Below are 23,842 nucleotides of genomic sequence, written 5' to 3'. Positions count from 1 at the left end.
GTCAGGTGGTCCCGGCAGCGGAGACCCGGATGTCCAGCCCCAGATCCAGCGCGCGGGCCGAATGCGTGAGAGCTCCCACCGAGACGACGTCGACCCCGGTCTCGGCGATGGCGCCCACCGTCTGGAGCGACACCCCACCCGATGCTTCGACGATGGCCCGACCGGCGACGACCTCGACCCCGCGACGGAGATCGTCGAGGGAGAAGTTGTCGAGCATGATCGTGTCCACGTTCGCGGCGAGCACGGGTTCGATCTGATCGAGGCGGTCGACCTCGACCTCGACGTGGGTGGTGTGGGGGAGGCTCGCCATCGCGGTGCGGAGGGCATCGGTGACCGAGGCGCCGCCCGCGGTGAGGACCGCCAGGTGGTTGTCCTTGACCATCACCGCGTCCGACAGTGAGAAGCGGTGGTTGTGTCCGCCGCCGTCGCGCACCGCCTGGCGCTCGAGCGCGCGCAGGCCCGGCGTGGTCTTCCGGGTGTCTGCGATACGGGCCCGTGTGTGCGCGACCTCCGAGACGTACCGAGCGGTCAGGGTGGCGATCCCCGACATCCGCTGGGTCAGATTCAACGCGACCCGCTCGGCGGTCAGGATGCCGCGGGCAGGCCCCTCGACGACGGCGAGCACGGCACCGGGCTCGAAGCGGGCGCCGTCCTCCACCTGAGCGATCACCGTGATGACGGGGTCGGTGAGCCCGAAGGCCGCGGCGAAGACGGTGAGGCCGCTGGCGACACCGGCTTCGCGGGCGATGAGCTCGGCGCGCGCCGTCGCCGCCTCGGGGATGAACGCGGTGCTGGTCAGATCGCCCCACGGTGCGTCTTCGGCAAGTGCCGCGGCGACGACGCGGTCGATCGAGGCCGGCGTCAGCATGATGCCGCCCGTGCCATCGGCTCGGTCGGCGCCGAGGAGACCGGCCTCGACGCGTCAGCGCGGACGTGCGCTCCGATGGACTCCCGACGCGCGCGTGCTGCCGCGACGAGGTGCGTGCCGACGAGGAGGAGGTTCGCATCCTCGTACTCCCGCTCGGTCGACGCGGCGGGGGCCGCAGCGCTCCAGGCGCGGAGGACGGCGGCTGCCTCGGCGAGGCCCCGCTCCGTGCGGACGAGCCCCGCGAGCGTCCACAGGAGGTCCTGCAAGGCTGCGCGGTCGAAGGGAGGAGGAGCGACAACGGCGATCGGGAGGGCCGGCGTGGCGTTCGGGACGACGCCCGGCGTGGACGGCCAGTCGCGCGCGGTGTCCGCGGCGATCGTGTCACCCGCTCGTGCGCCGAACACGGCGCCCTCGAGCAGCGAGTTGGAGGCCAGCCGGTTCGCGCCGTGGACGCCGGTGCGCGCCACTTCGCCGACCGCGTAGAGACCGGGGAGCGACGTGCGCCCGCGGAGGTCGGTCACGACGCCCCCCATCAGGTAGTGCGCCGCAGGCGTGACAGGCACGGGCTCGGCCGCCCAGTCCCACCCTCGGCGGTGCACGGCGGCGTCGATCGTAGGGAAGCGCCGAGCGAGGAACGCGCGTCGCTCGGTGAGGGTCGGCCGCAGATGCGTGGCATCCAGCCGCACCGGACGCCCGTCCTGACGGGCCATCCGTTGCGCGATCGCCGCCGCGACGACATCGCGCGGGGCGAGCTCACCGTCGGGGTGGACGTCGAACACGAAGCGGCGGCCGGCGTCGTCGATGAGCGTGGCACCCTCGCCTCTCACCGCCTCGGAGACGAGGAAGGCCTCGCCCTGATCGTCCTCGGGAAGAACGGTGGGGTGGAACTGGAAGAACTCCAGGTCGGTGACGGCGGCGCCGGCGCGCAGCGCCGCGGCGATGCCGTCGCCGGTGGCCACCGACGGGTTCGTGGAGTGGGAGTACAGCTCTCCCGCGCCACCGGTGGCGAGCACCACCGCGTCGGCGGCGAGGAGACGGCGCTCACCCATCCGGTCTGCGGACCCGCCGACGAGCAGCTTCACCCCTCGCACCCGCCCCGCGTCGACGGCGAGGTCGACGAGGAACGCGTGCTCCACGACCGTCACGCCGCTCTCGCGCAGACGCGCGACGAGCGCCTTCTCGACGGCGGTGCCCGTGGCATCCCCTCCGGCGTGAAGGATTCGCGGGTAGGAGTGCGCCGCCTCGAGCCCCTTCACGAGGGTGCCGTCGGGAGCCCGGTCGAACGCCACACCGAGCGCGATCAGATCGCGGATGCGCGCAGGGCCCTCCGCGGCGAGGACGCGGACGGCGTCGGGATCGCTGAGACCCGCCCCGGCGGTGATCGTGTCGCGGATGTGGTCCTCGATCCGGTCGTCGTCGAACATCACCCCGGCGATCCCGCCCTGGGCGTAGCGGGTGTTGGCGTGCTCGAGGACGTCCTTGGTGACGAGGGTCACGCGGCATCCGCGCTTCACGGCATGGAGCGCGGCGGTGAGGCCGGCGATCCCGCTGCCGACGACGACGGCGTGCACGGCGGGTGCGGTGGTGGCGTTCATGAGGGCTTGGCCGCCAGCATCCGCTCGAGTGCCACACGGGCGGGGTCTGCGACATCGGCGGGGACCGTGATCCGGTTCTGCACCTCGCCGCGGACGAGTCCTTCGAGCACCCACGCGAGGTACCCGGGGTGGATGCGGTACATCGTCGAGCACGGGCACACCACGGGGTCGAGGCAGAAGATGGTGTGCTGCGGATGCTCGGCGGCGAGCCGCTGCACCAAGTTGATCTCGGTGCCGATGGCGAAGGTGGTCGGTTCGGTCGCCGCCTGGATGGCCTTGCGGATGTAGTCGGTCGACCCCGCCTCGTCGGCGGCGTCCACGACGGCCATCGGGCACTCGGGGTGGACGATGACGCGCACACCGGGGTGCTCCGCGCGGGCCCGGTCGATCTGCTCGACGGTGAAACGTCGGTGCACCGAGCAGAACCCGTGCCAGAGGAGGACGCGGGCGTCCGCGAGCTCGGTCGGAGTGCTGCCGCCGAGCGGTTTCCGCGGATTCCACAGGGGCATCTGCTCCAGCGGCACGCCCATCGCCTTGGCGGTGTTGCGTCCGAGGTGCTGGTCGGGGAAGAAGAGCACGCGGTGCCCGCGGGCGAAGGCCCACTCCAGCACGGTCCGCGCGTTCGACGAGGTGCACACGATGCCCCCGTGGCGGCCGACGAATCCCTTGATGGCCGCGGAGGAATTCATATAGGTCACCGGGATGACCGGAACGAGCCCGTTCTCATCCGGGGCGTCCAGGTCGCCGTAGACATCGGCGAGCTGCTCCCAGCAGTCCTCGACCTGATCGATGTCGGCCATGTCGGCCATCGAGCAGCCTGCGGCGAGGTTGGGGAGGATCACCGCCTGCTCGGGGCCTGAGAGCAGGTCGGCGGTCTCGGCCATGAAGTGCACGCCGCAGAAGACGATCGCCTCCGCGTGCGGGTGCGCCAAAGCGGCGTTGGCCAGCTGGAACGAGTCGCCGACGTAGTCGGCGTGGGCGATCACCTCCTCGCGCTGGTAGAAGTGCCCGAGCACGACGACCCGCTCGCCGAGGGTGGCCTTGGCGGCCCGGATGCGATCGGCGAGCTCGGCCTCGGAGGCCTCGCGGTACTCGAGCGGCAGTTCACCCTGGCGTGGGGCCCCGGTGGGGATCACATCGCCCATCGACGATCCCGGCCCGTAGCCCGGCCGTGTGTCGAAGGTCCAGGGGCCGGCGGACAGATCGGTCGCACAGGTCTCGGTCGTCGACCGGCCCGACACGATCGCCTGGATCTCGTGATCGACCGACGGGTCGATGGGCTCGCGGAGCGCAAGGGTGGGAATGAGGGTGGTCATCGGTCACTCATTTCGGGCGAGCGCGACAGGGGCCCGCGGTCGGCGAGCTCCACATCGCGGTTGTAGCGGTACAGACGGGCGGGACGGTGACTGCCGGTGCGGAACCGGTCGGTGGGGATGAGGGTGGCGGAGGTGTCGACCTGGCGGCGGAAGTTGGCGGGGTCGAGCTTGCGATCGAGGATCGCTTCGTACACCTCGCGGAGCTCGGCGAGGGTGAACTCGTCGGCGAGGAGGCCGTGCGCGATCCGGCTGTAGCCGACCTTGTTGCGCAGGCGCCACAGCGCGTAGTCGACGATCTCGTTGTGGTCGAACGCCAGCCGGGGGAGATCGGCGGCGTCGAACCACCCGACGTTCTCGACGTCGGAGACCTCCTCGGGTCGCAGCAGAGCCCAGTACACGATCGACACGACACGGGTCGGCGAGCGGTCCACCGCACCGAACGCGTAGAGCTGCTCGAGGTAGCTGGGAGCGAGTCCGGTGGTCTCGCCGAGAGTGCGGGATGCCGCGGCGTCCAGTCCCTCGGAGACGTCCAGCCATCCGCCCGGCAGCGCCCACAGGCCTTCGAACGGGTCCCGGGTGCGCTTCACGAGCGGGAGGACGACCGACGGAGGGAGCCCGGGCCGGCGCGCGCGCAGCGAGAAGATCACGGTCGACACCGCGACGCGGGTCATGTCTTCATCCGGGCTCATCTTCGTGTCATCCTGACTCTAAGTGCGCCATCATCTTATTGTCATCCCGACCTGAAGGCAAATGCGACGTCGGACGGCGGCGCCTCGGTGATGTCACAGGCGGGCGCCGTACGCTGGTGGCTCCCTGCCGAAGGATGGCCGTGCTGCTCGTCGATCTCTTCCTCATCGCCCTGCTGGCGGTGGCGCTCGTCGTCGGGCTGCAGCGTGGCCTCGTGGCAAGTCTCGGGACGCTGCTCGGCCTCGCCGCCGGCGGGGTGGCGGCATGGTGGCTGGCCCCGGTCGTCAATGACGCGTGGCCCTGGCAGCAGTGGCGGCCGCTCGTGGTGATCGTGGCGTCCTTCCTCCTCCTGGTGCTCGGCGGGACGATCGGCGGTGTCCTCGGGGGCATGGTGCGTCGCGGCGTCGATCGGGTGAAGCTGCGGGTCATCGATCGGCTCCTCGGCGGCGTGGTGAGCGTCGTCGTCGCAGCCCTCGCCCTGTCGCTCGTCGGACAGAGCGTCGCCAACACCGGGGCTCCGGTGCTCGGACCCGCGGTGGCGTCGTCGCGGGTGATGACGGCGATCAACGGCGTGATCCCGGCACCCGTGGCGCAAACGCTCGCGCAATGGCGGAGCTTCGTCACCGATGACGGTCTGCCGAGGCTCGGCGGTCTGCTCTCGCCGCAGGTCTTGCCCGGCACGGCGACGCCGGTCGAGGCCGGCGATCCTGAGCTCGAGCTCGCCGCGGCATCCGTCGTCCGGGTCTCGGGTACGGCCTTCGCCTGCGGAACGAGCTCGACGGGGTCGGGGTTCGTCGTCGCTCCCGACCGCGTGGTGACCAACGCTCACGTGGTGGCAGGGGTGGACACGCCCGTCGTGCAGCCGAACGCGGGCGCCGCCGTCGAGGGCCGGGTGGTGTACTTCGATCCCATCGACGACCTCGCCGTCATCGCCGTCGACGGGCTCGCCGCCGCCCCGCTCGGTCTCAGTGACACCCTTCCCGCCGGAAGCGCTGCGCAAGTGCAGGGCTACCCGCTCGGCGGGCCGTGGACGCCCACCCAGGCGGAGGTGCTCTCGGTGGGGACGGTTCCGGTTCCCGACATCTACGACGACACCGCCAATGCGCGGGAGATCTATCAGCTGTTCGCCCAGGTGCGTCCGGGCAACTCGGGAGGGCCGCTCCTGACCGGTGACGGGGAGGTGGCGGGTGTCGTCTTCGCGCGGGCCGACGGCGACGACACGCGGGGATACGCGATGACGAACGCCGAACTCGAACCCGTCGCCGCCGGTGCCCCGGGGCTCAGCGACCGGGTGTCCACCGGGAACTGCCTCGGCTGACGCGCCGGCTTGCGAAGTCTGGGCCAACGTCTCTTCCGCGGCTATGCTGGGCCCCACCGGCCAGGCCGGGACACAACTCCATACCGGCCCATGACACGGACGGGAGAGCCTCGTCGCCACGGCGACGAGCACCGAAGGAGCAAGCCTCCCCGCCAATCTCTCAGGTACCGCGTACCGTCCGTGCCGGCCGACTCTGAAAAAGGATGCCGCCGCTTTCTGCGTCATCCGCCGACGGTGAAAGCCCGGGTCCGCCCGGCGCGAAACTCTCAGGTCCATGACAGAGGGGGAGTTCTTCGACACGGATCACCGTGCCGACCCGATCCGACCGGGAGAACTCCATGGACAGCACAGCGCGGCAGAGCCCGCTGCACGATCGACACGCTCAGCTCGGTGCCTCGTTCACCGACTTCGGCGGCTGGCTGATGCCGGTCCGGTACACGTCCGACCTCGCCGAGCACCATGCCGTTCGATCGGCGGCGGGGCTGTTCGACATCTCGCATATGGCCGAGTTCTGGGTGCACGACGGCCGAGCGGCGGATTTCCTCGACTACGTACTCGCGGGCCGGGTCTCCACCCTGGAGATCGGTAAGGCCAAGTACTCGCTCGTGCTGGCCGAGGACGGCGGCATCATCGACGACGTCATCGTGTACCGAACGGGGGAGCAGTACTTCCTCGTCGTCGCGAACGCCGGCAACCGTGACGCGGTGGCGGAGGCGCTCGCCGCGGCTCGGACGGCGTGGCCCCGCATCCTGCCGTTCCTCGACGGCCCTGTCGAGGGAGACTGGTCGGGCGTCGCCGGCTCGGAGGTGCCACGGGTCGAAGACCTCACGGAGCAGACCGCCCTGATCGCCGTGCAGGGGCCGCGTGCCCGCGAGGTCCTCGAAGCTCTGCCCGACCTCGACCTCAGTGAGCCGGCGCCACGAGCCGGCGAGCCGAGAGCCCCGTGGGAGCTCGCCGACCTGTCCTACTACGCCGCACGCGCTGCTCGGTGGCGGGACGCCGACCTTCTCGTCGCCCGCACGGGGTACACCGGGGAGGACGGCTTCGAGCTCCTCGCCCCCGCGGGCGTCGCGGGCGAACTGTGGGACGCGCTCCTGGTGGCGGGGGAGCCCTTCGGCCTCGTGCCTGCGGGCCTCGCCGCCCGCGACACGCTGCGTCTGGAGGCGGGCATGCCGCTGTACGGCCACGAGCTCGGACGTGGCATCCGCCCTGCCCAGGCAGGGCTCGGCCGCGTCGTCGCGGCCGACAAGGCCGACTTCGTCGGGAAGAACGCCGTCGCCGATGAGGGCGCTCCCGTGCTCGTGGGGCTCGTCTCGGAGGGCCGCCGTGCGGGCCGCGCCGGCTACGGCGTCTTCGCCGGCGACGGACGCGTCGGCCGCGACCGCGTGGGCGAAGTCACCAGCGGCGCCCTCAGCCCGACCCTCGGGCACCCCATCGCCATGGCGTACGTCTCGCCCGCGGCATCCGCTCTCGGCACCGAACTGGCCATCGACGTGCGCGGCACCCGCATTCCCGCCACCGTGACCGCCCTGCCGTTCTACCGGAGGAAGAAATGACAGACACCAACGCTCTGAAGTACACCGCCGAGCACGAGTGGATCGCCCTGGACGGTGATGTCGCCACCGTCGGCATCACCGACTACGCCGCCGACAAGCTCGGCGATGTCGTCTTCGTCGATCTGCCCGCGGTCGACTCCGGCGTGAGCGCCGGTCAGGTCTGCGGCGAGATCGAGTCGACGAAGTCGGTGGGGGAGCTCTACGCCCCGGTCGCAGGCGATGTGGTCGCGGTCAACGATGCCGTCGTCGACGACCCGTCGCTGGTGAACTCCTCGCCGTACGAGGACGGCTGGCTGCTGAAGCTGCGGGTCGACCCGGCGGCCGTCGAGAGGCTTCTCGACCGCGCCGCGTACGAGGCCCTCACGGGAGGCGAGTGATGGCGCGGACCTTCGCCGAACGGCACATCGGCACCGACGCGGCGGCCGAAGCGGTCATGCTCGACACGCTCGGCTACGACAGCGTCGACGCTCTGCTGACAGCTGCCGTGCCGGCATCCATCCGGGCCACGGCGCGCGCGTCGTCGTCGATCCCTGCCGCCGCGAGCGAGACCGAAGCGCTCGCCGAGCTGCGCGCGCTGGCGTCGCAGAATCGGCTCGCCCGACCCATGATCGGGCTCGGCTACTACGACACGATCACCCCGTCGGTCATCGCCCGGAACGTGCTCGAGAACCCCTCCTGGTACACCGCGTACACGCCGTACCAGCCCGAGATCTCCCAGGGACGGCTCGAGGCGCTCATCAACTTCCAGACGATGGTGTCCGACCTGACGGGGCTCGCGATCGCGAACGCGTCGATGCTCGATGAGTCGACCGCGGTCGTCGAGGGGATGCTGCTCGCGCGGCGAGCCTCCAAGAGCAGCGCGAACGTCTTCGCCGTGGACGCAGACGCGCTGCCGCAGACCCGCGCGCTGCTGCGTGCCCGCGCCTCGGCGGTCGGGATCGAGGTTGCCGAGCGCGACTTCGCGCGGGGGGAGACCCTGCCCGAGGGTGTCTTCGGCGTGCTGCTGCAGTACCCCGGCGCGACCGGGCGGGTGTGGGACCCCTCCGGCGTGATCGACGCCGTGCACGTCGCCGGCGGGCTCGCCGTCGTCGCCGCGGATCTTCTCGCCCTGACGCTCCTGGCCTCACCCGGTTCGCTGGGCGCCGACATCGCCGTCGGGACCACGCAGCGCTTCGGCGTGCCCCTCGGGTTCGGTGGCCCGCACGCGGGTTTCATGGCTGTGCGCCAGGGCCTCGAGCGCCAGCTGCCGGGGCGGCTGGTCGGTGTGTCGCAGGATGCTGCGGGCCACCCGGCCTACCGCCTGTCGCTGCAGACCCGCGAGCAGCACATCCGCCGTGAGAAGGCGACATCGAACATCTGCACCGCCCAGGTGCTTCTTGCGGTGATGGCGTCGATGTACGCGGTCTATCACGGCCCCGACGGGCTGCGTGCGATCGCCACCGAGGTGGCGCAGAAGACCGAGGCGCTCGCCGATCGCCTGCGCTCGTACGGGTTGAACCTCGTGTCCGACGCGTTCTTCGACACCCTCCGGATCGTGACCCCGGGACCGGCGGAGCGGGTCATCCAGCGCGCACGGTCGAAGGGATACCAATTGTTCTGGGCGGATGACGCCACCGTCGGCGTCTCGGTCGACGAGACCACGACCGCCGCCGACCTCGCTGCCGTTGCCTGGGCGTTCGGACTCCCGGACGAGGAGCCCGACGGCACCCGAGAGGTCTCGTTCGACGGCATCGTGGGGGTGCGCGCTGTGCCGGACGCGCTCCGTCGTCAGGACGGGTACCTGCAGCATCCGGTCTTCTCGCAGCACCGGAGCGAGACGGCGATGATGCGGTACCTGCATCAGCTCGCCGACCGCGACTACGCCCTGGACCGCGGGATGATCCCGCTGGGGTCGTGCACGATGAAGCTCAACGCCGCCACCGAGATGGCAGCGGTGTCGTGGCCGGAGTTCGCGCGGGTGCACCCGTTCGCCCCCGCCGACGACGTGCACGGCTATGCGGCGCTCATCGAGCAGCTCGAGAGCTGGCTGGCCGAGCTCACCGGTTACGACGCGGTCTCTCTGCAGCCGAACGCCGGCTCGCAGGGCGAGCTCGCCGGCCTGCTGGCGATCCGGGGGTGGCATCGCGCCAACAACGACGTGGAGCGCGTGGTGTGCCTCATCCCGTCGTCGGCGCACGGTACGAACGCCGCCTCGGCGGTGCTGGCGGGGATGCGGGTCGTCGTCGTGGCGTGCGACGAGGCCGGCAACGTCAACCTCGGCGACCTGCGTGCGAAGGTCGCCGCGCACGCCGATGAGCTCGCGGCGCTCATGATCACCTACCCGTCGACGCACGGCGTCTACGAGCACGACGTGCTGGAGATCACCCAGGCCGTGCACGACGCCGGCGGCCAGGTGTACATCGACGGGGCGAACCTCAACGCGCTCCTCGGCTACGCCCGGTTCGGCGACCTCGGGGGCGATGTGTCGCACCTGAACCTGCACAAGACCTTCGCGATCCCGCACGGCGGGGGCGGTCCGGGCGTCGGGCCGGTGGCGGCGAAGGCGCACCTCGCGCCCTACCTGCCGTCGCACCCGTTCTCGCAGTGGGCCGATCACGCCGGGGGATTCCGGTTCGAGGGAGGTGCGGTGTCAGCGGCTCCGCACGGGTCGGCCGGGATCCTCCCGATCTCGTGGGCCTACATCCGGATGATGGGGGAGCAGGGCCTCACGCGGGCGACGGCGTCGGCGGTGCTCGCCGCGAACTACATCGCCGCGCGGCTGCGCGATCACTTCCCGGTGCTGTACACCGGCGAGGGCGGGCTCGTCGCTCACGAGTGCATCCTCGATCTGCGACCGCTGCGCGAGGAGACCGGTGTGACCGTCGACGATGTGGCCAAGCGCCTGATCGACTACGGCTTCCACGCGCCGACGATGTCGTTCCCCGTCGCGGGGACCCTGATGGTCGAGCCGACGGAGTCGGAGGATCTCGCCGAGATCGACCGCTTCGTCGACGCGATGATCGCGATCCGCGCCGAGGCGGCGCGCGTCGCGGCGGGCGACTGGCCCGCCGACGACAACCCCCTGGTCAACGCCCCCCACACGGCCGAGTCGATCGTCGACGCCGAGTGGCGGCATCCCTACTCGCGTGAGGAAGCGGTGTATCCGGTGCGTGCGCTGGTGAGGACGAAGTACTGGCCGCCGGTGCGTCGTATCGACCAGGCCTACGGCGACCGCAATCTCACCTGCGCCTGCCCGCCGATCGAGGCGTTCGCCTAGCCCGCGCCGCGCCGCGCCGCGCCGCGCCGCGCTCGCGTCCCTCGCGCGCTCCCCGCGGCCAGCGAGAGTGCATCTGGGCGCCGAGGATGCGGGGTTCACCCGTTCTCTCGGCGCCCCGTTGCATTCTCGCGAAAAAGGATGCGACGGACGGCGACGAGTTCGGCTGTGTTCTCCGATGCGATCGGTCGAAGCCCGACGCTGCGCAGAGTCGCTCGAAGTGGCGCGACAGCAGCGACGTCGCTCCATCCCCAGTGCGCGGTCGCCGCGATGCTCTCGAGGAGGCGCTGATCACGATGACCTTGTCGTCGGAAGATCTCGACGGGGTTTCCATACCGACCGTCGTACTTGACGTCGCCGTCGGCTTCGCCGATGACACCGAGGGTCGGCCAGTGAAAGTCCGCACGATCTTCCACACCCGAACCAGAGCGGAAGACGACCTGTAGGTCGGGATCGGGGAATCCGAGCCACTCGATCACGGCGCGACTGACCGATTCGAGGACGGTCTCGGCGACGGGCGTCGCCCGCGAAAGGGCCCACCGAGCCGCCCCGCGCCCTCGGCCGCTGATCCGCTCCGCATTACGTCCGAGGAGTTCCTCCCGGCTCAGGCCGGCGTCGGATCGGAGCGCGTAATCACTCATCGCCAGCCCGAGCGACGAGTGCCGATATCGGGAGAGGTCGACCGCCGTGTCGGCCAGGCTCGTGATCGCGAATCCGTCGGTCACCAGGATGTCGCGGTCCGAGCCGGATCGGTGGGTGCGGACGCCGCCGCCGAATCGCGAGGTGTCTGCAGGGCCGACCAGGACATGAACGACCTGGGGATCACCGAAGACCGGCCCGCCCAGGAGTGCAGCGGCGGATTCGTGACTGAACACGGTGTCGGGATGCGTGAGGTTGACCGCGTGGACGCGGGCCAGGTAGCGGTCCCAGGGTGCGAGATCGCGCCACCGTTCTGCGGGCGCATACACGCCCCTTCGGAGTCGAACGAGTGCGCCGCGCGCGACCTCACGTTCGGGATGCGGAACGCTCCGCGCCCTCAGGAGCGGTAGCGGATTCGGAGCGATCCCGAGCGTCGATGCAGAGGTGAACATCCGTTCACCCTGACCGTGTCGTCGGGCAGCGGTGCGGTCGTCTTGGCGGATTGTGGATGACTTGTGCTCAAGCCGTCCTGTGGAGGAGCCTCGTCGACCAGGCGTCTGCCACCGAGAATCCATCTGCGCGCCCAGAATGCGGGGTCGCCCCGCATCCTCGGCGCCCAGATGCACTCTCGCCGAAGGGGGGAGAGGGTGGGGCGGGGTCACGGGGTGGGGGTGGGGAGGGGGGCGAAGACGCCGGGGAAGAAGGCGACGGCCAGCGGGTAGCCGACGAACGCGACGATGTCGATGAGGGTGTGCGTGATCACCAGCGGCATCACGCGTCCCCACCGGCGGTAGCACCAGCCGAAGACGATGCCCATGACGAAGTTCCCGATGATCGCGCCGACGCCCTGATACGCGTGATAGGCCGCGCGAAGGCCGGCCGTGGCGAGGATGATCGCCCACCATGACCAGCCGACGCGCCGCAGGCGGTCGAAGAGGTAGCCGAGGAAGATGACTTCTTCCGTCAGACCCGCGCGGAGGGCCGCAAGCAGCAGAAGGGGAACGGTGTACCACGCGGCATCCAGCGGCGAGGCGACCACGGCCACCGTCACGCCGAGTGAACGGCCGAGGATGTAGAGGCCGAGGCCGGGGACGCCGATCACGAGGCCGAGCAGCACGGCGCGACCCAGATCGCCGCCGAATCGCCGGAAGTCGAGGCCGATCCTGGCAAAGGCGCTCTTCCCGGGTTCCCACAGCAGGTAGATCACCAGGGCGACGAGGGCCAGGGAGAAGAAGATGTCGAGCAGCTGATAGACGAGATCCCAGATGGCCGCGGCGTCCCTCGAGGGGTTCAGCTGCGTCTGCTGGTCGGAGATCCGACGCTCCTCCTCGAGGGCGCGGATCACCGAGCGGACGAAGGCCAGGACGCTGTAGGCCGCGCTCTGACCGACCGTGATGGCCAGCACGATGCCGATCTCCCACCACGTCCGGGCCCGGGGGAACGACGTGGGAATCCTCACATCATCGGGGGGCATCACGGCGGCCATCTTGTCAGATTGTCACATTCCGGTCGCTCTGAGTTAAGGCTCTGTAACGTTTTGGGCCACCCTTTTGACCATCCGCAGAGGGCGTGCTTAGTGTTTCGGTATCCGCGCGGCGTAAGGTCCAGGCCTTTTCGCGTGCGCACAACCCTGCACAGGAGGAACAGTGAGAATGAAGCGCTTCTCGATCGCGGTGGGACTCACCGCGGTCGGCGCACTCGTGATCTCGGGCTGCGCCCCGGGCGGCGGCGGCGATGCCGGCGACGACTCGGGTCTGGTCGAAGGATCGTCCATCACCGCGGCGTGGAACCAGGCGTTCTACTCCATGAACGGCAATACGTCGTTCGGAAACGCCACCGCCAACAACAACATCAACTACCTGGTGTTGGACGGCTTCAACTACTACAACAACACCCCGGAGCTCGTGCAGAACACCTCGTTCGGCACCTACGAGCTCGTCAGCGAAGACCCGCTGACGGTCACCTTCACGGTCAACGAGGGCGTCAACTGGTCCGACGGCACCCCGATCGACGCCGCCGACCTCATGCTCAACTGGGCCGCCCTGTCGCGCGCGCTGGACACCCCCGACTTCGACCCGGGCGAGTTCACCGACCCCGAGACCGGTGAGTTCACCGACGCGTTCCCCACCGACGTCGTGTACTTCGACTCCGGTGCCACGCCCGAGTCGGGCATGGGTCTGGTCAGCGAGACCCCCGAGGTCGGCGAGGACGGTCGCTCCATCACGATGACCTTCGACCAGCCGTTCGTCGACTGGGAGCTCGTCTTCACCTCTCCGCTGCCGGCGCACGTCATCGCCAAGAACGCCCTCGGCCTCGAGGACAACGAGGAGGCCAAGCAGGCCGTCCTCGACGCGATCGAGTCCAACGACGCCGCCGCGCTCGCACCGATGGCCTCGTTCTGGAACTCGGGCTTCAACTTCACGGCGATGCCCGACGACGCCGAGCTGGTCACCGCCAGCGGCCCGTACATCATCAGCGACTTCGTCGCCGACGAGTACATCACCCTGACGGCCAACCCCGAGTACTCCGGTGATAACACCGCGAACATCGAGGAGATCACCGTCCGCTTCATCCCCGACCCGCTCGCAGCGGTTCAGGCGCTGGAGAACGGTGAGGTGGACATCATCCAGCCGCAGGCGACCGCGGACATCACCACGGCCCTCGAAGGCATCGACGGCATCACCGTGAACACCGGTCTCGGTGGCACGTACGAGCACGTCGACCTGCAGTTCGACCAGGGACGCAACCCGGAGAACATCTTCTCCAACCCCCAGGTGCGTGAGGCCTTCATGAAGACCATCCCGCGCCAGGAGATCGTCGACACCCTCATCAAGCCGATCATCGGCGACGACGCGATCCTCCGTGACTCGCAGCTGTTCGTCCCCGGTGCGGCGGGCTACGACGAGGCGGCGGCCAGCAACACCTCCGCCGACTACGCCGAGGTCGACATCGAGGGCGCCCGCCAGCTCCTGGAGGAGTCGGGCGTCACCAACACCGAGGTCTGCGTCCTCTACGCCTCGAACAACCCGCGTCGTGTCAACGAGTTCGCGCTCATCCAGCAGTCGGCCAACGAGGCCGGCTTCAACGTCACCGACTGTGGCTCCGAGGACTGGGGCGGCCTGCTGGGCACCCCCGGTGCCTACGACGCCTCGCTGTTCGGATGGCAGTCGACGAGCCTGGGTGTCACCAACTCGCTGCCGACCTTCGTCACCGCTGGTATCAACAACCTCAACTTCTACTCGAACGAGCGCGTTGACGAGATCATCACCGAGCTGAACACCACGTTCGACGAGGAGACCCAGATCGAGCTCCAGGTCGAGATGGACCGTCTGCTGTGGGAGGACTTCTACGGCGTGACGATCTACCAGTTCCCCGAGGTCACTGCCTTCAGCGACCGCGTGACGAACATCGACCCGTCGATTCTCGCGCCGACCATCTTCTGGAACGCGTGGGACTGGGAAGTCACGGACGCCGGCTCGGAGGAGTAAGCAAGACCACGGTCTGACTCGGGCGCGCGCCGCCTGAACCCGCACCAAGGTCGGGGGGTGCAGATTCCCTCGGGAATCTGCACCCCTCCCGCTTGTTAGACTTCTCCCCGCGGCAGCCGCACGCCCGAGCTGCATCCCCCGCTCCCGCGCGCGCCGTGCCGACTCATCGATAGGCAGGCAGCCTCACCATGGCTTCATTCATCATCCGGCGGTTGATCGCGTCGATCTTCGTGCTCTTCGCCGCCACCTTCTTGATGTACATCCTGGTCTCGCTCTCGGGTGACCCGCTCGAAGAGCTCAGACAGTCCAATGCTCCGAACAAAGCGGAGCTCATGGAAGCTCGCACGCGGCTTCTCAACCTGGATGTCCCCGCACCGCTGCGCTACTTCCTGTGGCTCGGCGGTCTCTTCCGCGGCGACCTCGGCATCAGCATCCAGAACCAGTCGGTCAACGCCCTCCTCTCCAACGCACTGACGTCGACGCTGACGCTCGTGACGACGGCGACGGTCGTGGCGATCGTCCTGGGTATCACGGTCGGCATCATCTCGGCGCTTCGCCAGTACACCGGCTTCGACTACTCCGTCACCCTCATCGCGTTCCTCTTCTTCTCCCTGCCGATCTTCTGGGTCGCGGTGCTGCTGAAGCAGTACGGCGCGATCCAGCTGAACTCCTGGCTCGCCGATCCGACGATCGCGATACCCGCGATCGTGCTGATATCGCTGATCGCCGGTGTGCTGTGGATGTCGCTGATCGGCGGCCACTGGAAGCGTCGTCTCATCGTGTTCGGCGCGGCGACCCTCGCCACCGCGGGAGTCCTGGCCTACCTGTCGGTCACCCAGTGGTTCGCCGACCCGAGTATCGGGATCGTCGTGTACGCAGCACTCGTCATCGGCATCGCCTTCGGCATCACCGCCGTCTCCACCGGACTGCGCAACCGCAAGGCCCTGTACGCGGCACTGGCCGTCGCGGTGCTCGGCATCGCGCTGTACTTCCCGATGATGAACTACATCCTCAATGGGATGACGCTGGGCTTCTTCGTCCTGCTCATCGTCCTCACCATCGTGGTGACCGGCGCCATCGGGTGGTTCTTCGGTGCCCCCGATCGGGGCCCGGTGATCCGAACCGCGATCCTCGTCGGTGTCTTCTCCGCGGGCCTCATCGCCCTCGACAAGTACATGTCCTACTGGGAGGCCTACGCCAACTCCAGCCGCATCCGGGGGCGGCCGATCGCCACGGTGGGCGCCTCGACGCCGGGACTGGGCGGCAACTTCTGGGTGCAGGGGATCGACCTCTACACCCACCTGCTTCTGCCGACCATCGCGATCGTGCTGATCTCGTTCGCGTCCTACACGCGTTACTCCCGGGCGAGCCTGCTCGAGGTGATGAACCAGGACTACATCCGCACGGCGCGATCGAAGGGCCTCACCGAGCGAACCGTGGTCGTCCGCCACGCCTTCCGGAACGCCCTCATCCCGATCACGACGATCATCGCCTTCGACGTCGGCGCCCTCGTCGGCGGCGCGGTGGTCACGGAGACGATCTTCGGCTGGACCGGAATGGGGCGCCTGTTCGTCGACGCACTGCGTGTCTCCGATCCGAACCCGATCATGGCGTTCTTCGTCGTCACGGGGACGCTGGCCGTGTTGTTCAACCTCATCGCGGACCTCGTCTACGCCGCGCTCGACCCGAGAATCAAGGTGGGCTGATGAGCACCGTCACACAAGGACCCGAAGACCGTGAGGCCGAGGCCACCGCGGAGATCTCCATCGAGCAGCGCGAGACCGAGGGCCTGAGTCAGGGTCAGATCGTCCGCCGCCGGTTCTTCCGTCACCGCGCGGCCGTGACCTCCATGATCGTGCTGGCGTTCATCGTGGTGCTGGCCTTCACCTCCGTGGGCATCGAGATCGGAAGTCTCCGCATCCCGGGATGGTGGCAGTACGACTGGCGGGAGATCCCGACGGTCGAGAATCGTGGCGCTCCGTCGCTCAGCCTCATCCCCGAATTCCTCGGCGGGGCCGGGATCGCTTTCGGCAACCACCCGTTCGGGCAGGACGAGGTCGGTCGCGACACCTTCGCGGTCGTCATGCGCGGCGCGCAGCAGTCGCTCATGGTGATGGTCATCGCAGGTGTGGTGGCGACGATCATCGGCGTCGTCATCGGCGCGGTGGCGGGCTACTACCGCAAGTGGGCCGATTCGGTGCTCATGCGCTTCACCGACATCATCATCACCATCCCGCTCATCGTCATCGGCGCGGTGCTCGGCAACGCGCTCGGAAACCTCGGAGCCGCCGTCCTCGGTGTCGTGATCGGCCTCTTCGCCTGGACGACCCTGGCGCGACTCGTGCGTGGTGAGTTCCTCACGCTTCGCGAGCGCGAGTTCGTGGATGCCGCTCGGGTGTCGGGAGCCCGTGATCGACGCATCATCTTCCGCCACATCCTCCCGAACGCGGTCGGCGTGATCGTCGTGAACGCGACCCTCCTCATGGCGGGCGCGATCCTGCTCGAGTCGGCGCTGAGCTTCCTCGGATTCGGCGTCCAGTCGCCCGACACGTCGCTCGGCAAGATCGTCTCCGACAACCAGGCGGCGTTCTCGACGAGGCCGTGGCTGTTCTGGTGGCCGGGTCTGTTCATCATCGCCATCGCGCTCTGCGTCAACTTCATCGGCGATGGCCTCCGCGACGCGTTCGACCCGCGCCAGAAGAAGATGCCGAGCGAGCGGGCGATGGCCCGCGCGGGAATCGCGAAGGGGCCGGCGGCGCCCGCCGGTGGCACCGCGCAGGCTCACGAACCCGCCACCGTCACGGTCGCCGGGGAGGCGGTCTACACCGGTGACGTGGAGAACTACCACGACCCCCGCCCCGAAGAGCCCGGCGATGCCGGTCACGGCCGGTTCGATCCGGAGCGCTGAGATGCCGCTCCTACAGCGCGAGGCCGAGGACGGTCGCCGCGCCGCTGACCGCGAGAGCGGCGATCGTCCCCACGTGCCAGGTCACCTTCTCAGCCTCGGGGTCTTCCCCGGGGGCGAGAAGGCCCTGGGCGCGCAGCGCCTCCCACTGGCCGCGGATGAGCTGAGCGAGGTTTCCGGTCGGCGTCGAGACGGCGTCGCTCGGGCGGAGCGAGCCGAATTCGCCGCGGGCACTCGCGCCGACACCGTCGAAGTCCTTCTCCGCCAATCCGAGTGCGCGGTGCCGCCCCGGCGCGGGCGCCGCCCACACGGGCACCTTGCCGTGACCGGTCCGCAGCGTGAGCGCGAAGCGCGTGTCGATGTCGCGGATCGCCGGCCACGGCACGAAGTGGGTGCGAAGGACGTTGACGACCGTCACCCCGTGCGGCTCGACCTTCAGGCGAGGACGCCAGAAGAAGGTCCACGCCAGCACGGCGATGAACACCAGGGGCCACGAGTAGCGCAGCCCCGACCCCGGGTCATCCACCCACAGCGCGATGATTCCCCCCGCGCACAACACCCCGGTCACGACAGCGAGGATGCGGCCGAACATCGGCCTGTAGTCGACCTCCTGGAACGCCATGACCTCAAGCTTCTCAGATGGGATGCCACCGCATGACTGACACCACCGCCCCCTCGGGCACTCCCGAGACGATCCTCGAGGTCGACGGACTGAACGTCGAGTTCTGGGTGGACGGCGAGTTCTACCCCGCCGCCGTCGACATGAACTACACCGTCCGCCGGGGCGAGGTCCTCGCGATCGTGGGTGAGTCGGGGTCGGGCAAGTCGACCAGCTCGATGTCGCTGCTGGGCCTGCTGCCCGAGAACGCCCGCGTGACCGGCTCGATCAAGCTCCTCGACCGTGAGCTCCGCGGCGTCGACCAGGCCACCATCCGGTCGCTGCGCGGAAACGAGATCGCGGTGATCTTCCAGGAGCCGATGACGGCCCTGAACCCCGTCTACACGATCGGCTTCCAGATCGTCGAGGCGCTCCGCTCCCACGACCGTTCGCTCGCGCCGTCGGCGGCGAAGAAGCGCGCCATCGAGCTGCTGAGCCTGGTGGAGATGCCCAACCCCGAGCAGTCCTTCCACAAGTACCCGCATCAGCTGTCCGGCGGTCAGCGTCAGCGCGCCATGATCGCGCAGTCGATCTCGTGCGACCCGCTCCTGCTCATCGCCGACGAGCCCACGACCGCGCTCGACGTCACGGTGCAGGCCGAGATCCTCGACCTGCTCCGCAATCTCCACAAGCGTCTGGACTCGGCGATCATCCTCATCACCCACGACATGGGCGTTGTCGCCGACCTCGCCGACCGCATCATGGTGATGAAGAACGGCATCGTGGTGGAGTCGGGTTCGGTGGAGGACATCTTCCACCACCCCACCCACCCCTACACCCAGCAGCTGCTGGCCTCGGTGCCGCACCTCGGCCTCGGCGTGCTCGAGCCGATCGACGAGTCCGCCGCCGGCGAGGTGGTCAGCGAAACCTCGGCCGTACCCACCATCGCCTCGATCCGCGAGCACGCCAACACGCAGCGCGTCGTCGAGACGCGCGAGCCGGTGCTGTCGTTCGAGGATGTCGCGATCGAGTACCCCAAGCGCGGGCGCATCCCCGCCTTCCGTGCGGCCGAGCACATCGATCTGCAGATCTACCCCGGCGAGATCATGGGGCTCGTGGGGGAGTCGGGATCGGGCAAGACCACCATCGGCCGCGCCGCGATCGGCCTGATCCCGATCGCGGAGGGGAAGCTCACCACCGTCGGCACCGACATCTCCCACGCCACGCAGAAGGATCTGTTCGCCATCCGCCGCCGGACCGGGATCGTCTTCCAGGACCCCGCCTCGTCGCTGAACCCCCGGATGCCGATCGGCCAGTCGATCGGCGAGCCGATCCTCCTCGCGGGCGAGGCCAAGGGCAAGGACCTCGATCGCAGGGTCGAAGACCTCCTCGACCAGGTCGAGCTGCCCCGCTCGTACCGGAATCGATTCCCGCACGAGCTGTCAGGCGGTCAGCGCCAGCGCGTCGGTATCGCCCGCGCCCTGGCCCTGGCGCCCGAGCTGCTCGTCGCCGACGAGCCCACCTCGGCCCTGGATGTCTCGGTGCAGGCGCGCTTCCTCGATCTTCTCCAGGAGCTGCAGCAGGAGCTGCAGTTCGCGTGCCTGTTCATCAGCCACGACCTGGCTGTCGTCGACATCCTCGCCCACCGCATCAGCGTGATGCACCTGGGGAAGCTCGTGGAGACCGGCACACGCGACGAGATCCTGCGCGGAGCGAAGGATCCCTACACCCAGCGCCTCATCGCCGCGGTCCCGGTGCCCGACCCCGACGCGCAGCGGGAGCGCCGAGAGGCCCGCGCCGCCCTCCTGGGGCGTTCCGCAAGCTGACCGACACCGCTGCGCCGGAGGACTCTCCTCCGCGCCTGCGAGGCTCCTGAACGGGTCGCGCAGGCGCGGACGGTAGGATGGGTCCGCCCGATTCCGGGCTTTTCCCACAGCTTTCAAGGATTCCCTCATGGCGCGCGCCCTCCGTCCGGACCTCCGCAACGTCGCGATCGTCGCGCACGTCGACCACGGCAAGACCACCCTCGTGGACGCCATGCTGCGACAGACCGGGTCGTTCGGCGACCACGCTCACGTCGAGGAGCGGGCGATGGACTCCAACGATCTGGAGCGCGAGAAGGGGATCACGATCCTCGCGAAGAACACCGCCATCACCTACAACGGCGCGCACACCGACGTACCCGTGACGATCAACGTCATCGACACCCCGGGTCACGCCGACTTCGGCGGCGAGGTCGAGCGCGGTCTGTCGATGGTCGATGGCGTGGTGCTGCTGGTCGACGCCAGCGAGGGCCCGCTTCCCCAGACCCGCTTCGTCCTCCGCAAGGCCCTGGAGGCCAAGCTCCCCGTCATCCTGCTGGTGAACAAGACCGACCGGCCCGACGCGCGCATCGCCGAGGTCGAGGAGGAGGCGCATGACCTGCTGCTCGGACTCGCCTCCGATCTGCAGGACGATGTGCCCGACCTCGATGTCGACGCTCTCCTCGATGTGCCGGTCGTCTATGCGTCAGGCCGCGCCGGAGCGGCCTCCCGTACCCGCCCCGCCAACGGCGACCTCCCCGACAACAGCGACCTCGAGCCGCTGTTCGAGGCCATCCTCGCGCACGTTCCCGCGCCGTCCTACGACGACGAAGCGCCGCTCCAGGCGTGGGTGACGAACCTCGACTCCAGCCCCTTCCTCGGCCGCCTCGCACTCCTGCGCGTGTTCAACGGCACGCTGAAGAAGGGGCAGACCGTCGCGTGGGTGCGCCATGACGGTTCGCACTCCACCGCACGGATCACCGAGCTGCTGAAGACCCGTGCGCTCGAGCGCTACCCCGCCGAGGAGGCGGGTCCGGGCGACATCGTCGCGATCGCGGGCTTCGAGGACATCACCATCGGCGAGACCATCGCCGACCCCGAGGACGTTCGGCCGCTTCCCGCCATCACGGTGGACGACCCGGCGATCTCGATGACCATCGGTACGAACACCTCGCCCCTGGTCGGCAAGGTCAAGGGCCACAAGGTCACCGCGCGCATGGTGAAGGACCGCCTCGACCGTGAGCTCATCGGCAACGTGTCGCTGAAGGTGGTCGACATCGGCCGGCCCGACGCGTGGGAGGTGCAGGGCCGCGGCGAGCTCGCCCTCGCCATCCTGGTGGAGAACATGCGCCGTGAGGGCTTCGAGCTGACCGTCGGCAAGCCCCAGGTGGTCACCCGCAAGGGCGAGGACGGCAAGGTTCAGGAGCCCTTCGAGCACCTGACGATCGATGCTCCCGAGGAGTACCTCGGAGCCATCACCCAGCTCCTCGCCGCTCGCAAGGGTCGCATGGAGACGATGGTCAACCACGGCACCGGATGGGTGCGCATGGAGTTCGTCGTACCCTCGCGCGGGCTCATCGGATTCCGGACCGAGTTCCTCTCGGTCACCCGTGGCACGGGCATCGCCAACGCGATCTCGCACGGTTACGACGACTGGGCCGGCCACATCCAGTCCCGTCAGAACGGTTCGATCGTCGCCGACCGTGCCGGCGTCGTGACCCCGTTCGCGATGATGGCGCTCCAGGAGCGCATGAGCTTCTTCGTCCAGCCCACCGAAGAGGTCTACGAGGGCATGGTCGTCGGCGAGAACACCCGCGCCGACGACATGGACGTCAACATCACCAAAGAGAAGAAGCTCACCAACATGCGCTCCTCGACTGCCGACGAGCTCGAGCGTCTGACCCCGCCGCGTCAGCTCTCGCTCGAGGAGAGCCTCGAGTTCGCCCGTGAGGACGAGTGCGTCGAGGTCACGCCCGAGAAGGTGCGCATCCGCAAGGTGATCCTCGATGCGACCGAGCGCGGTCGCGCCGCGTCGCGGCTGAAGCGCCAGGACGCCAACGTCTGATCGGGCCCGCCCTCGCGGGCCGACTCACCGCGCTTCCGAGAGAAGCACGGCGGATGTCGCGGGCTCGAGTGCCTCGAAGACGTGCGGACCGTCGCCGGCGTAGGTGAGGAAGTCGCCGGGCTCGAGGGTCACGGGCTCTGACTCGGGCCCGACCAGTGCCCGTCCCGAGATGAGGACGACGTACTCGACCGTGCCGCGGGGGTGGGGCGCCGACCGGCGCGTGCCGCCGGGATCGGCTCGGATCACGTAGAGGTCGCGACGCGCTCCGGGTGGGCACGCGGACAGCAGGGCGGCCGCGTACGGTGCCACCCCTGAGGGCACTGCGGGCATCTCGCTGCCACGGACGACACGGGTGATCGGCGCCGGGTCGTCGACGAAGACCGAGAAGGGGATGCCCAGCGCCGTGGCGATCGCCCACAGCGTCTCCACGTTCGGGTTTCCGGCTCCGCCCTCCAGCTGCGAGATCGTCGCCTTGGACACCTCGGCCCTCCGCGCCAGCTCCGACACCGAGAGGCCGGCTGCTTCGCGCTCGCGGCGGAGGGCGACGGCGATCCGGGTTCCCAATGATTCCATTCGTTCAGTATGCCAAACATTCGTTCACTTGACTGGCCGATTGTGGTCGTCCAGGATGAACCCGGACCCCCCGAACCGGGGAGATGTCCGTGACCGTTCTGAGAGGCGGACGAGATGACCGATCACGCCGACGCGCGCGAGGCCTGGCACGACGCCCTCGGCGTGGCGCTGGCCACCAGTGCCTACGGGGTGTCCTTCGGCGCGCTGGCGGTCGCGGCCGGTCTGGATGTGTGGCAGACGTGCGTGCTCAGTCTTCTCATGTTCACCGGTGGGTCCCAGTTCGCCTTCGTCGGCATCATCGGAGCCGGGGGAGTGGCCGCCGCCCCTGCCGCCATCGCCTCCGCCGCACTCCTCGGGGTTCGAAACATCGCCTATGGGATGCGGATGTCGGCGATCATCGGCACAGGTCCCTTGAAGCGGCTGGCCGCAGCGCACGTCACGATCGACGAGTCCACGGCTGTCTCGCTCGCGCGCGACACGCCTCGGGGACGCACCATCGGATTCTGGGCGACCGGCATCGGCATCTACCTCGGCTGGAATCTCTCCACCCTGGCCGGAGCGCTCCTCGGTGATGTTCTGGGGGATCCCCGCGCATGGGGGCTCGACGCCGCGGCCGCCGCTGCGTTCCTCGCTCTCCTCTGGCCGCGCCTGCGTGAACGGCAGGCCATCGCAACCGGAATCGCCGCGGCCGCGGTCGCGACTGTGCTCACCCCGGTGCTGATGCCGGGGCTGCCCGTCCTCGTCGCGGCGTTCGTCGCCGTCGTCATCGGGTGGGGAAACCTCCTCGGGGGGACCGCCGCCACCGCAACGCCGGGAAGGAGTGCGCCGTGACGCTCTGGACAGCGGTGCTGGTCGCCTCGATCATCTGCGTGGCGCTCAAGGCCGTCGGATACCTCATCCCGCCGAAGGTCCTCGAGGCGCCCCGCCCGGCCCGGATCGCCGATCTCCTGACCGTCGCGCTGCTCGCGGCGCTCGTCGCCGTGCAGACCCTCGGTGCCGGCCAGGCGATCGTCGTGGACGCGCGGGTACCCGCCGTACTGGTCGCGGCAGGCCTTCTCCTCCTTCGTGCGCCCTTCCTCGTGGTGGTGGCTGCCGCGGCGCTGACCGCGGCGCTCCTGCGGTGGCTCGGATGGGCGGCCTGATCGCGTCCGCCGGTCGTGCAGCGCCTACGCTGGTCTG

The 23,842-nt window shown here is 69.3% G+C and carries 19 protein-coding genes and 2 riboswitches; of the genes, 11 read left to right on the top strand and 8 right to left on the bottom strand.

What is annotated here, in order from left to right; all coding sequences use genetic code 11:
- Position 1: 1 nt before the first annotated feature.
- Genes nadC through QSU92_RS01715 form a run of 4 tightly spaced genes read right to left on the bottom strand, consistent with a single transcriptional unit; the run spans position 2 to position 4,468 of the window.
- Entirely contained in the window at positions 2-868 is an 867-nt protein-coding gene (gene nadC / locus QSU92_RS01730; protein WP_289264478.1) for a carboxylating nicotinate-nucleotide diphosphorylase, read from the bottom strand.
- The gene (gene nadB, locus QSU92_RS01725; RefSeq protein WP_289264477.1) at positions 862-2,463 is read right to left on the bottom strand and encodes an L-aspartate oxidase; all 1,602 of its coding nucleotides are present in this window, start codon (positions 2,461-2,463) and stop codon (positions 862-864) included. Before nadB ends, nadC begins: the two co-directional genes overlap by 7 nt.
- Entirely contained in the window at positions 2,460-3,779 is a 1,320-nt protein-coding gene (gene nadA, locus QSU92_RS01720; protein ID WP_289264476.1) for a quinolinate synthase NadA, read from the bottom strand. The genes nadB and nadA overlap by 4 nt, the downstream gene beginning before the upstream one ends.
- Complete coding sequence (locus QSU92_RS01715) at positions 3,776-4,468, bottom strand: NUDIX hydrolase (RefSeq protein ID WP_289264475.1); 693 nt, start codon at positions 4,466-4,468, stop codon at positions 3,776-3,778. Before QSU92_RS01715 ends, nadA begins: the two co-directional genes overlap by 4 nt.
- 134 nt (positions 4,469-4,602) lie before the next feature.
- Between QSU92_RS01715 and QSU92_RS01710 the strand changes: the two genes are divergently transcribed.
- From QSU92_RS01710 to gcvP, 4 genes are all read left to right on the top strand, one after another.
- A complete protein-coding gene (locus QSU92_RS01710) occupies positions 4,603-5,784 on the top strand; it encodes a MarP family serine protease (protein ID WP_333783435.1) in 1,182 nt (393 codons plus the stop codon).
- Positions 5,785-5,874: 90 nt separating this feature from the next.
- Positions 5,875-5,971, top strand: a riboswitch (glycine riboswitch).
- Position 5,972: 1 nt separating this feature from the next.
- A riboswitch (glycine riboswitch) is annotated at positions 5,973-6,072 on the top strand.
- Positions 6,073-6,122: 50 nt separating this feature from the next.
- The gene (locus QSU92_RS01705; RefSeq protein WP_289264473.1) at positions 6,123-7,340 is read left to right on the top strand and encodes a glycine cleavage system aminomethyltransferase GcvT; all 1,218 of its coding nucleotides are present in this window, start codon (positions 6,123-6,125) and stop codon (positions 7,338-7,340) included.
- Complete coding sequence (gene gcvH / locus QSU92_RS01700) at positions 7,337-7,717, top strand: glycine cleavage system protein GcvH (protein ID WP_289264472.1); 381 nt, start codon at positions 7,337-7,339, stop codon at positions 7,715-7,717. The genes QSU92_RS01705 and gcvH overlap by 4 nt, the downstream gene beginning before the upstream one ends.
- Positions 7,717-10,596, top strand: coding sequence for an aminomethyl-transferring glycine dehydrogenase (gene gcvP / locus QSU92_RS01695; RefSeq protein ID WP_289264471.1), 2,880 nt, complete (start codon positions 7,717-7,719; stop codon positions 10,594-10,596). Before gcvH ends, gcvP begins: the two co-directional genes overlap by 1 nt.
- A gap of 95 nt (positions 10,597-10,691) precedes the next feature.
- On the opposite strand, the gene QSU92_RS01690 is transcribed toward gcvP, so the two are convergent.
- Together QSU92_RS01690 and QSU92_RS01685 are read right to left on the bottom strand one after the other, a co-directional pair.
- A complete protein-coding gene (locus QSU92_RS01690; protein WP_289264470.1) occupies positions 10,692-11,684 on the bottom strand; it encodes a hypothetical protein in 993 nt (330 codons plus the stop codon).
- A 206-nt stretch (positions 11,685-11,890) separates the two neighbouring features.
- On the bottom strand, positions 11,891-12,706 hold the full coding sequence (locus QSU92_RS01685) for a CPBP family intramembrane glutamic endopeptidase (protein ID WP_289265783.1): 816 nt from the start codon (positions 12,704-12,706) through the stop codon (positions 11,891-11,893).
- Between the two features lie 178 nt (positions 12,707-12,884).
- Here QSU92_RS01685 and QSU92_RS01680 point away from each other — a divergent pair, with 178 nt between their 5' ends.
- From QSU92_RS01680 to QSU92_RS01670, 3 genes are all read left to right on the top strand, one after another.
- A complete protein-coding gene (locus tag QSU92_RS01680) occupies positions 12,885-14,720 on the top strand; it encodes an ABC transporter family substrate-binding protein (protein WP_289264469.1) in 1,836 nt (611 codons plus the stop codon).
- A gap of 188 nt (positions 14,721-14,908) precedes the next feature.
- A complete protein-coding gene (locus QSU92_RS01675; RefSeq protein WP_289264468.1) occupies positions 14,909-16,426 on the top strand; it encodes an ABC transporter permease in 1,518 nt (505 codons plus the stop codon).
- Positions 16,426-17,628: an ABC transporter permease gene (locus QSU92_RS01670; protein ID WP_289264467.1), complete on the top strand. Its 1,203-nt coding sequence runs from the start codon at positions 16,426-16,428 to the stop codon at positions 17,626-17,628. The genes QSU92_RS01675 and QSU92_RS01670 overlap by 1 nt, the downstream gene beginning before the upstream one ends.
- Positions 17,629-17,638: 10 nt before the next feature.
- On the opposite strand, the gene QSU92_RS01665 is transcribed toward QSU92_RS01670, so the two are convergent.
- The gene (locus QSU92_RS01665) at positions 17,639-18,247 is read right to left on the bottom strand and encodes a PH domain-containing protein (RefSeq protein WP_289264466.1); all 609 of its coding nucleotides are present in this window, start codon (positions 18,245-18,247) and stop codon (positions 17,639-17,641) included.
- Positions 18,248-18,279: 32 nt separating this feature from the next.
- On the opposite strand from QSU92_RS01665, the gene QSU92_RS01660 reads away from it, so the two are divergent.
- Together QSU92_RS01660 and typA are read left to right on the top strand one after the other, a co-directional pair.
- Positions 18,280-20,049: a dipeptide ABC transporter ATP-binding protein gene (locus QSU92_RS01660; protein ID WP_289264465.1), complete on the top strand. Its 1,770-nt coding sequence runs from the start codon at positions 18,280-18,282 to the stop codon at positions 20,047-20,049.
- A gap of 127 nt (positions 20,050-20,176) precedes the next feature.
- Complete coding sequence (typA, locus tag QSU92_RS01655) at positions 20,177-22,090, top strand: translational GTPase TypA (protein WP_289264464.1); 1,914 nt, start codon at positions 20,177-20,179, stop codon at positions 22,088-22,090.
- 24 nt (positions 22,091-22,114) lie between these two features.
- Here the strand turns inward: typA and QSU92_RS01650 are convergent, their stop codons facing one another.
- Entirely contained in the window at positions 22,115-22,663 is a 549-nt protein-coding gene (locus tag QSU92_RS01650) for a helix-turn-helix domain-containing protein (RefSeq protein ID WP_289264463.1), read from the bottom strand.
- Positions 22,664-22,777: 114 nt separating this feature from the next.
- On the opposite strand from QSU92_RS01650, the gene QSU92_RS01645 reads away from it, so the two are divergent.
- Positions 22,778-23,494, top strand: coding sequence for an AzlC family ABC transporter permease (locus QSU92_RS01645; protein ID WP_289264462.1), 717 nt, complete (start codon positions 22,778-22,780; stop codon positions 23,492-23,494).
- A complete protein-coding gene (locus QSU92_RS01640; RefSeq protein WP_289264461.1) occupies positions 23,491-23,805 on the top strand; it encodes an AzlD domain-containing protein in 315 nt (104 codons plus the stop codon). The genes QSU92_RS01645 and QSU92_RS01640 overlap by 4 nt, the downstream gene beginning before the upstream one ends.
- The last annotated feature ends 37 nt before the right edge of the window (positions 23,806-23,842 follow it).

The organism is Microbacterium sp. ET2 (assembly GCF_030347395.1).
GTDB classification, from domain to species: Bacteria; Actinomycetota; Actinomycetes; order Actinomycetales; family Microbacteriaceae; genus Microbacterium; species Microbacterium albipurpureum.
Note: the sequence above shows the minus strand (reverse complement) of the source record. Positions and strands in the feature narration are given on the sequence as shown.

What these genes read in the sequence shown, in the direction of transcription:
- nadC (WP_289264478.1), bottom strand. Translation starts at nt 868, where the DNA reads ATGCTGACGCCGGCCTCGATCGACCGCGTCGTCGCCGCGGCACTTGCC.
- nadB (WP_289264477.1), bottom strand. Translation starts at nt 2,463, where the DNA reads ATGAACGCCACCACCGCACCCGCCGTGCACGCCGTCGTCGTCGGCAGC.
- nadA (WP_289264476.1), bottom strand. Translation starts at nt 3,779, where the DNA reads ATGACCACCCTCATTCCCACCCTTGCGCTCCGCGAGCCCATCGACCCG.
- QSU92_RS01715 (WP_289264475.1), bottom strand. Translation starts at nt 4,468, where the DNA reads ATGAGCCCGGATGAAGACATGACCCGCGTCGCGGTGTCGACCGTGATC.
- QSU92_RS01710 (WP_333783435.1), top strand. Translation starts at nt 4,603, where the DNA reads ATGGCCGTGCTGCTCGTCGATCTCTTCCTCATCGCCCTGCTGGCGGTG.
- QSU92_RS01705 (WP_289264473.1), top strand. Translation starts at nt 6,123, where the DNA reads ATGGACAGCACAGCGCGGCAGAGCCCGCTGCACGATCGACACGCTCAG.
- gcvH (WP_289264472.1), top strand. Translation starts at nt 7,337, where the DNA reads ATGACAGACACCAACGCTCTGAAGTACACCGCCGAGCACGAGTGGATC.
- gcvP (WP_289264471.1), top strand. Translation starts at nt 7,717, where the DNA reads ATGGCGCGGACCTTCGCCGAACGGCACATCGGCACCGACGCGGCGGCC.
- QSU92_RS01690 (WP_289264470.1), bottom strand. Translation starts at nt 11,684, where the DNA reads ATGTTCACCTCTGCATCGACGCTCGGGATCGCTCCGAATCCGCTACCG.
- QSU92_RS01685 (WP_289265783.1), bottom strand. Translation starts at nt 12,706, where the DNA reads ATGCCCCCCGATGATGTGAGGATTCCCACGTCGTTCCCCCGGGCCCGG.
- QSU92_RS01680 (WP_289264469.1), top strand. Translation starts at nt 12,885, where the DNA reads ATGAAGCGCTTCTCGATCGCGGTGGGACTCACCGCGGTCGGCGCACTC.
- QSU92_RS01675 (WP_289264468.1), top strand. Translation starts at nt 14,909, where the DNA reads ATGGCTTCATTCATCATCCGGCGGTTGATCGCGTCGATCTTCGTGCTC.
- QSU92_RS01670 (WP_289264467.1), top strand. Translation starts at nt 16,426, where the DNA reads ATGAGCACCGTCACACAAGGACCCGAAGACCGTGAGGCCGAGGCCACC.
- QSU92_RS01665 (WP_289264466.1), bottom strand. Translation starts at nt 18,247, where the DNA reads ATGGCGTTCCAGGAGGTCGACTACAGGCCGATGTTCGGCCGCATCCTC.
- QSU92_RS01660 (WP_289264465.1), top strand. Translation starts at nt 18,280, where the DNA reads ATGACTGACACCACCGCCCCCTCGGGCACTCCCGAGACGATCCTCGAG.
- typA (WP_289264464.1), top strand. Translation starts at nt 20,177, where the DNA reads ATGGCGCGCGCCCTCCGTCCGGACCTCCGCAACGTCGCGATCGTCGCG.
- QSU92_RS01650 (WP_289264463.1), bottom strand. Translation starts at nt 22,663, where the DNA reads ATGGAATCATTGGGAACCCGGATCGCCGTCGCCCTCCGCCGCGAGCGC.
- QSU92_RS01645 (WP_289264462.1), top strand. Translation starts at nt 22,778, where the DNA reads ATGACCGATCACGCCGACGCGCGCGAGGCCTGGCACGACGCCCTCGGC.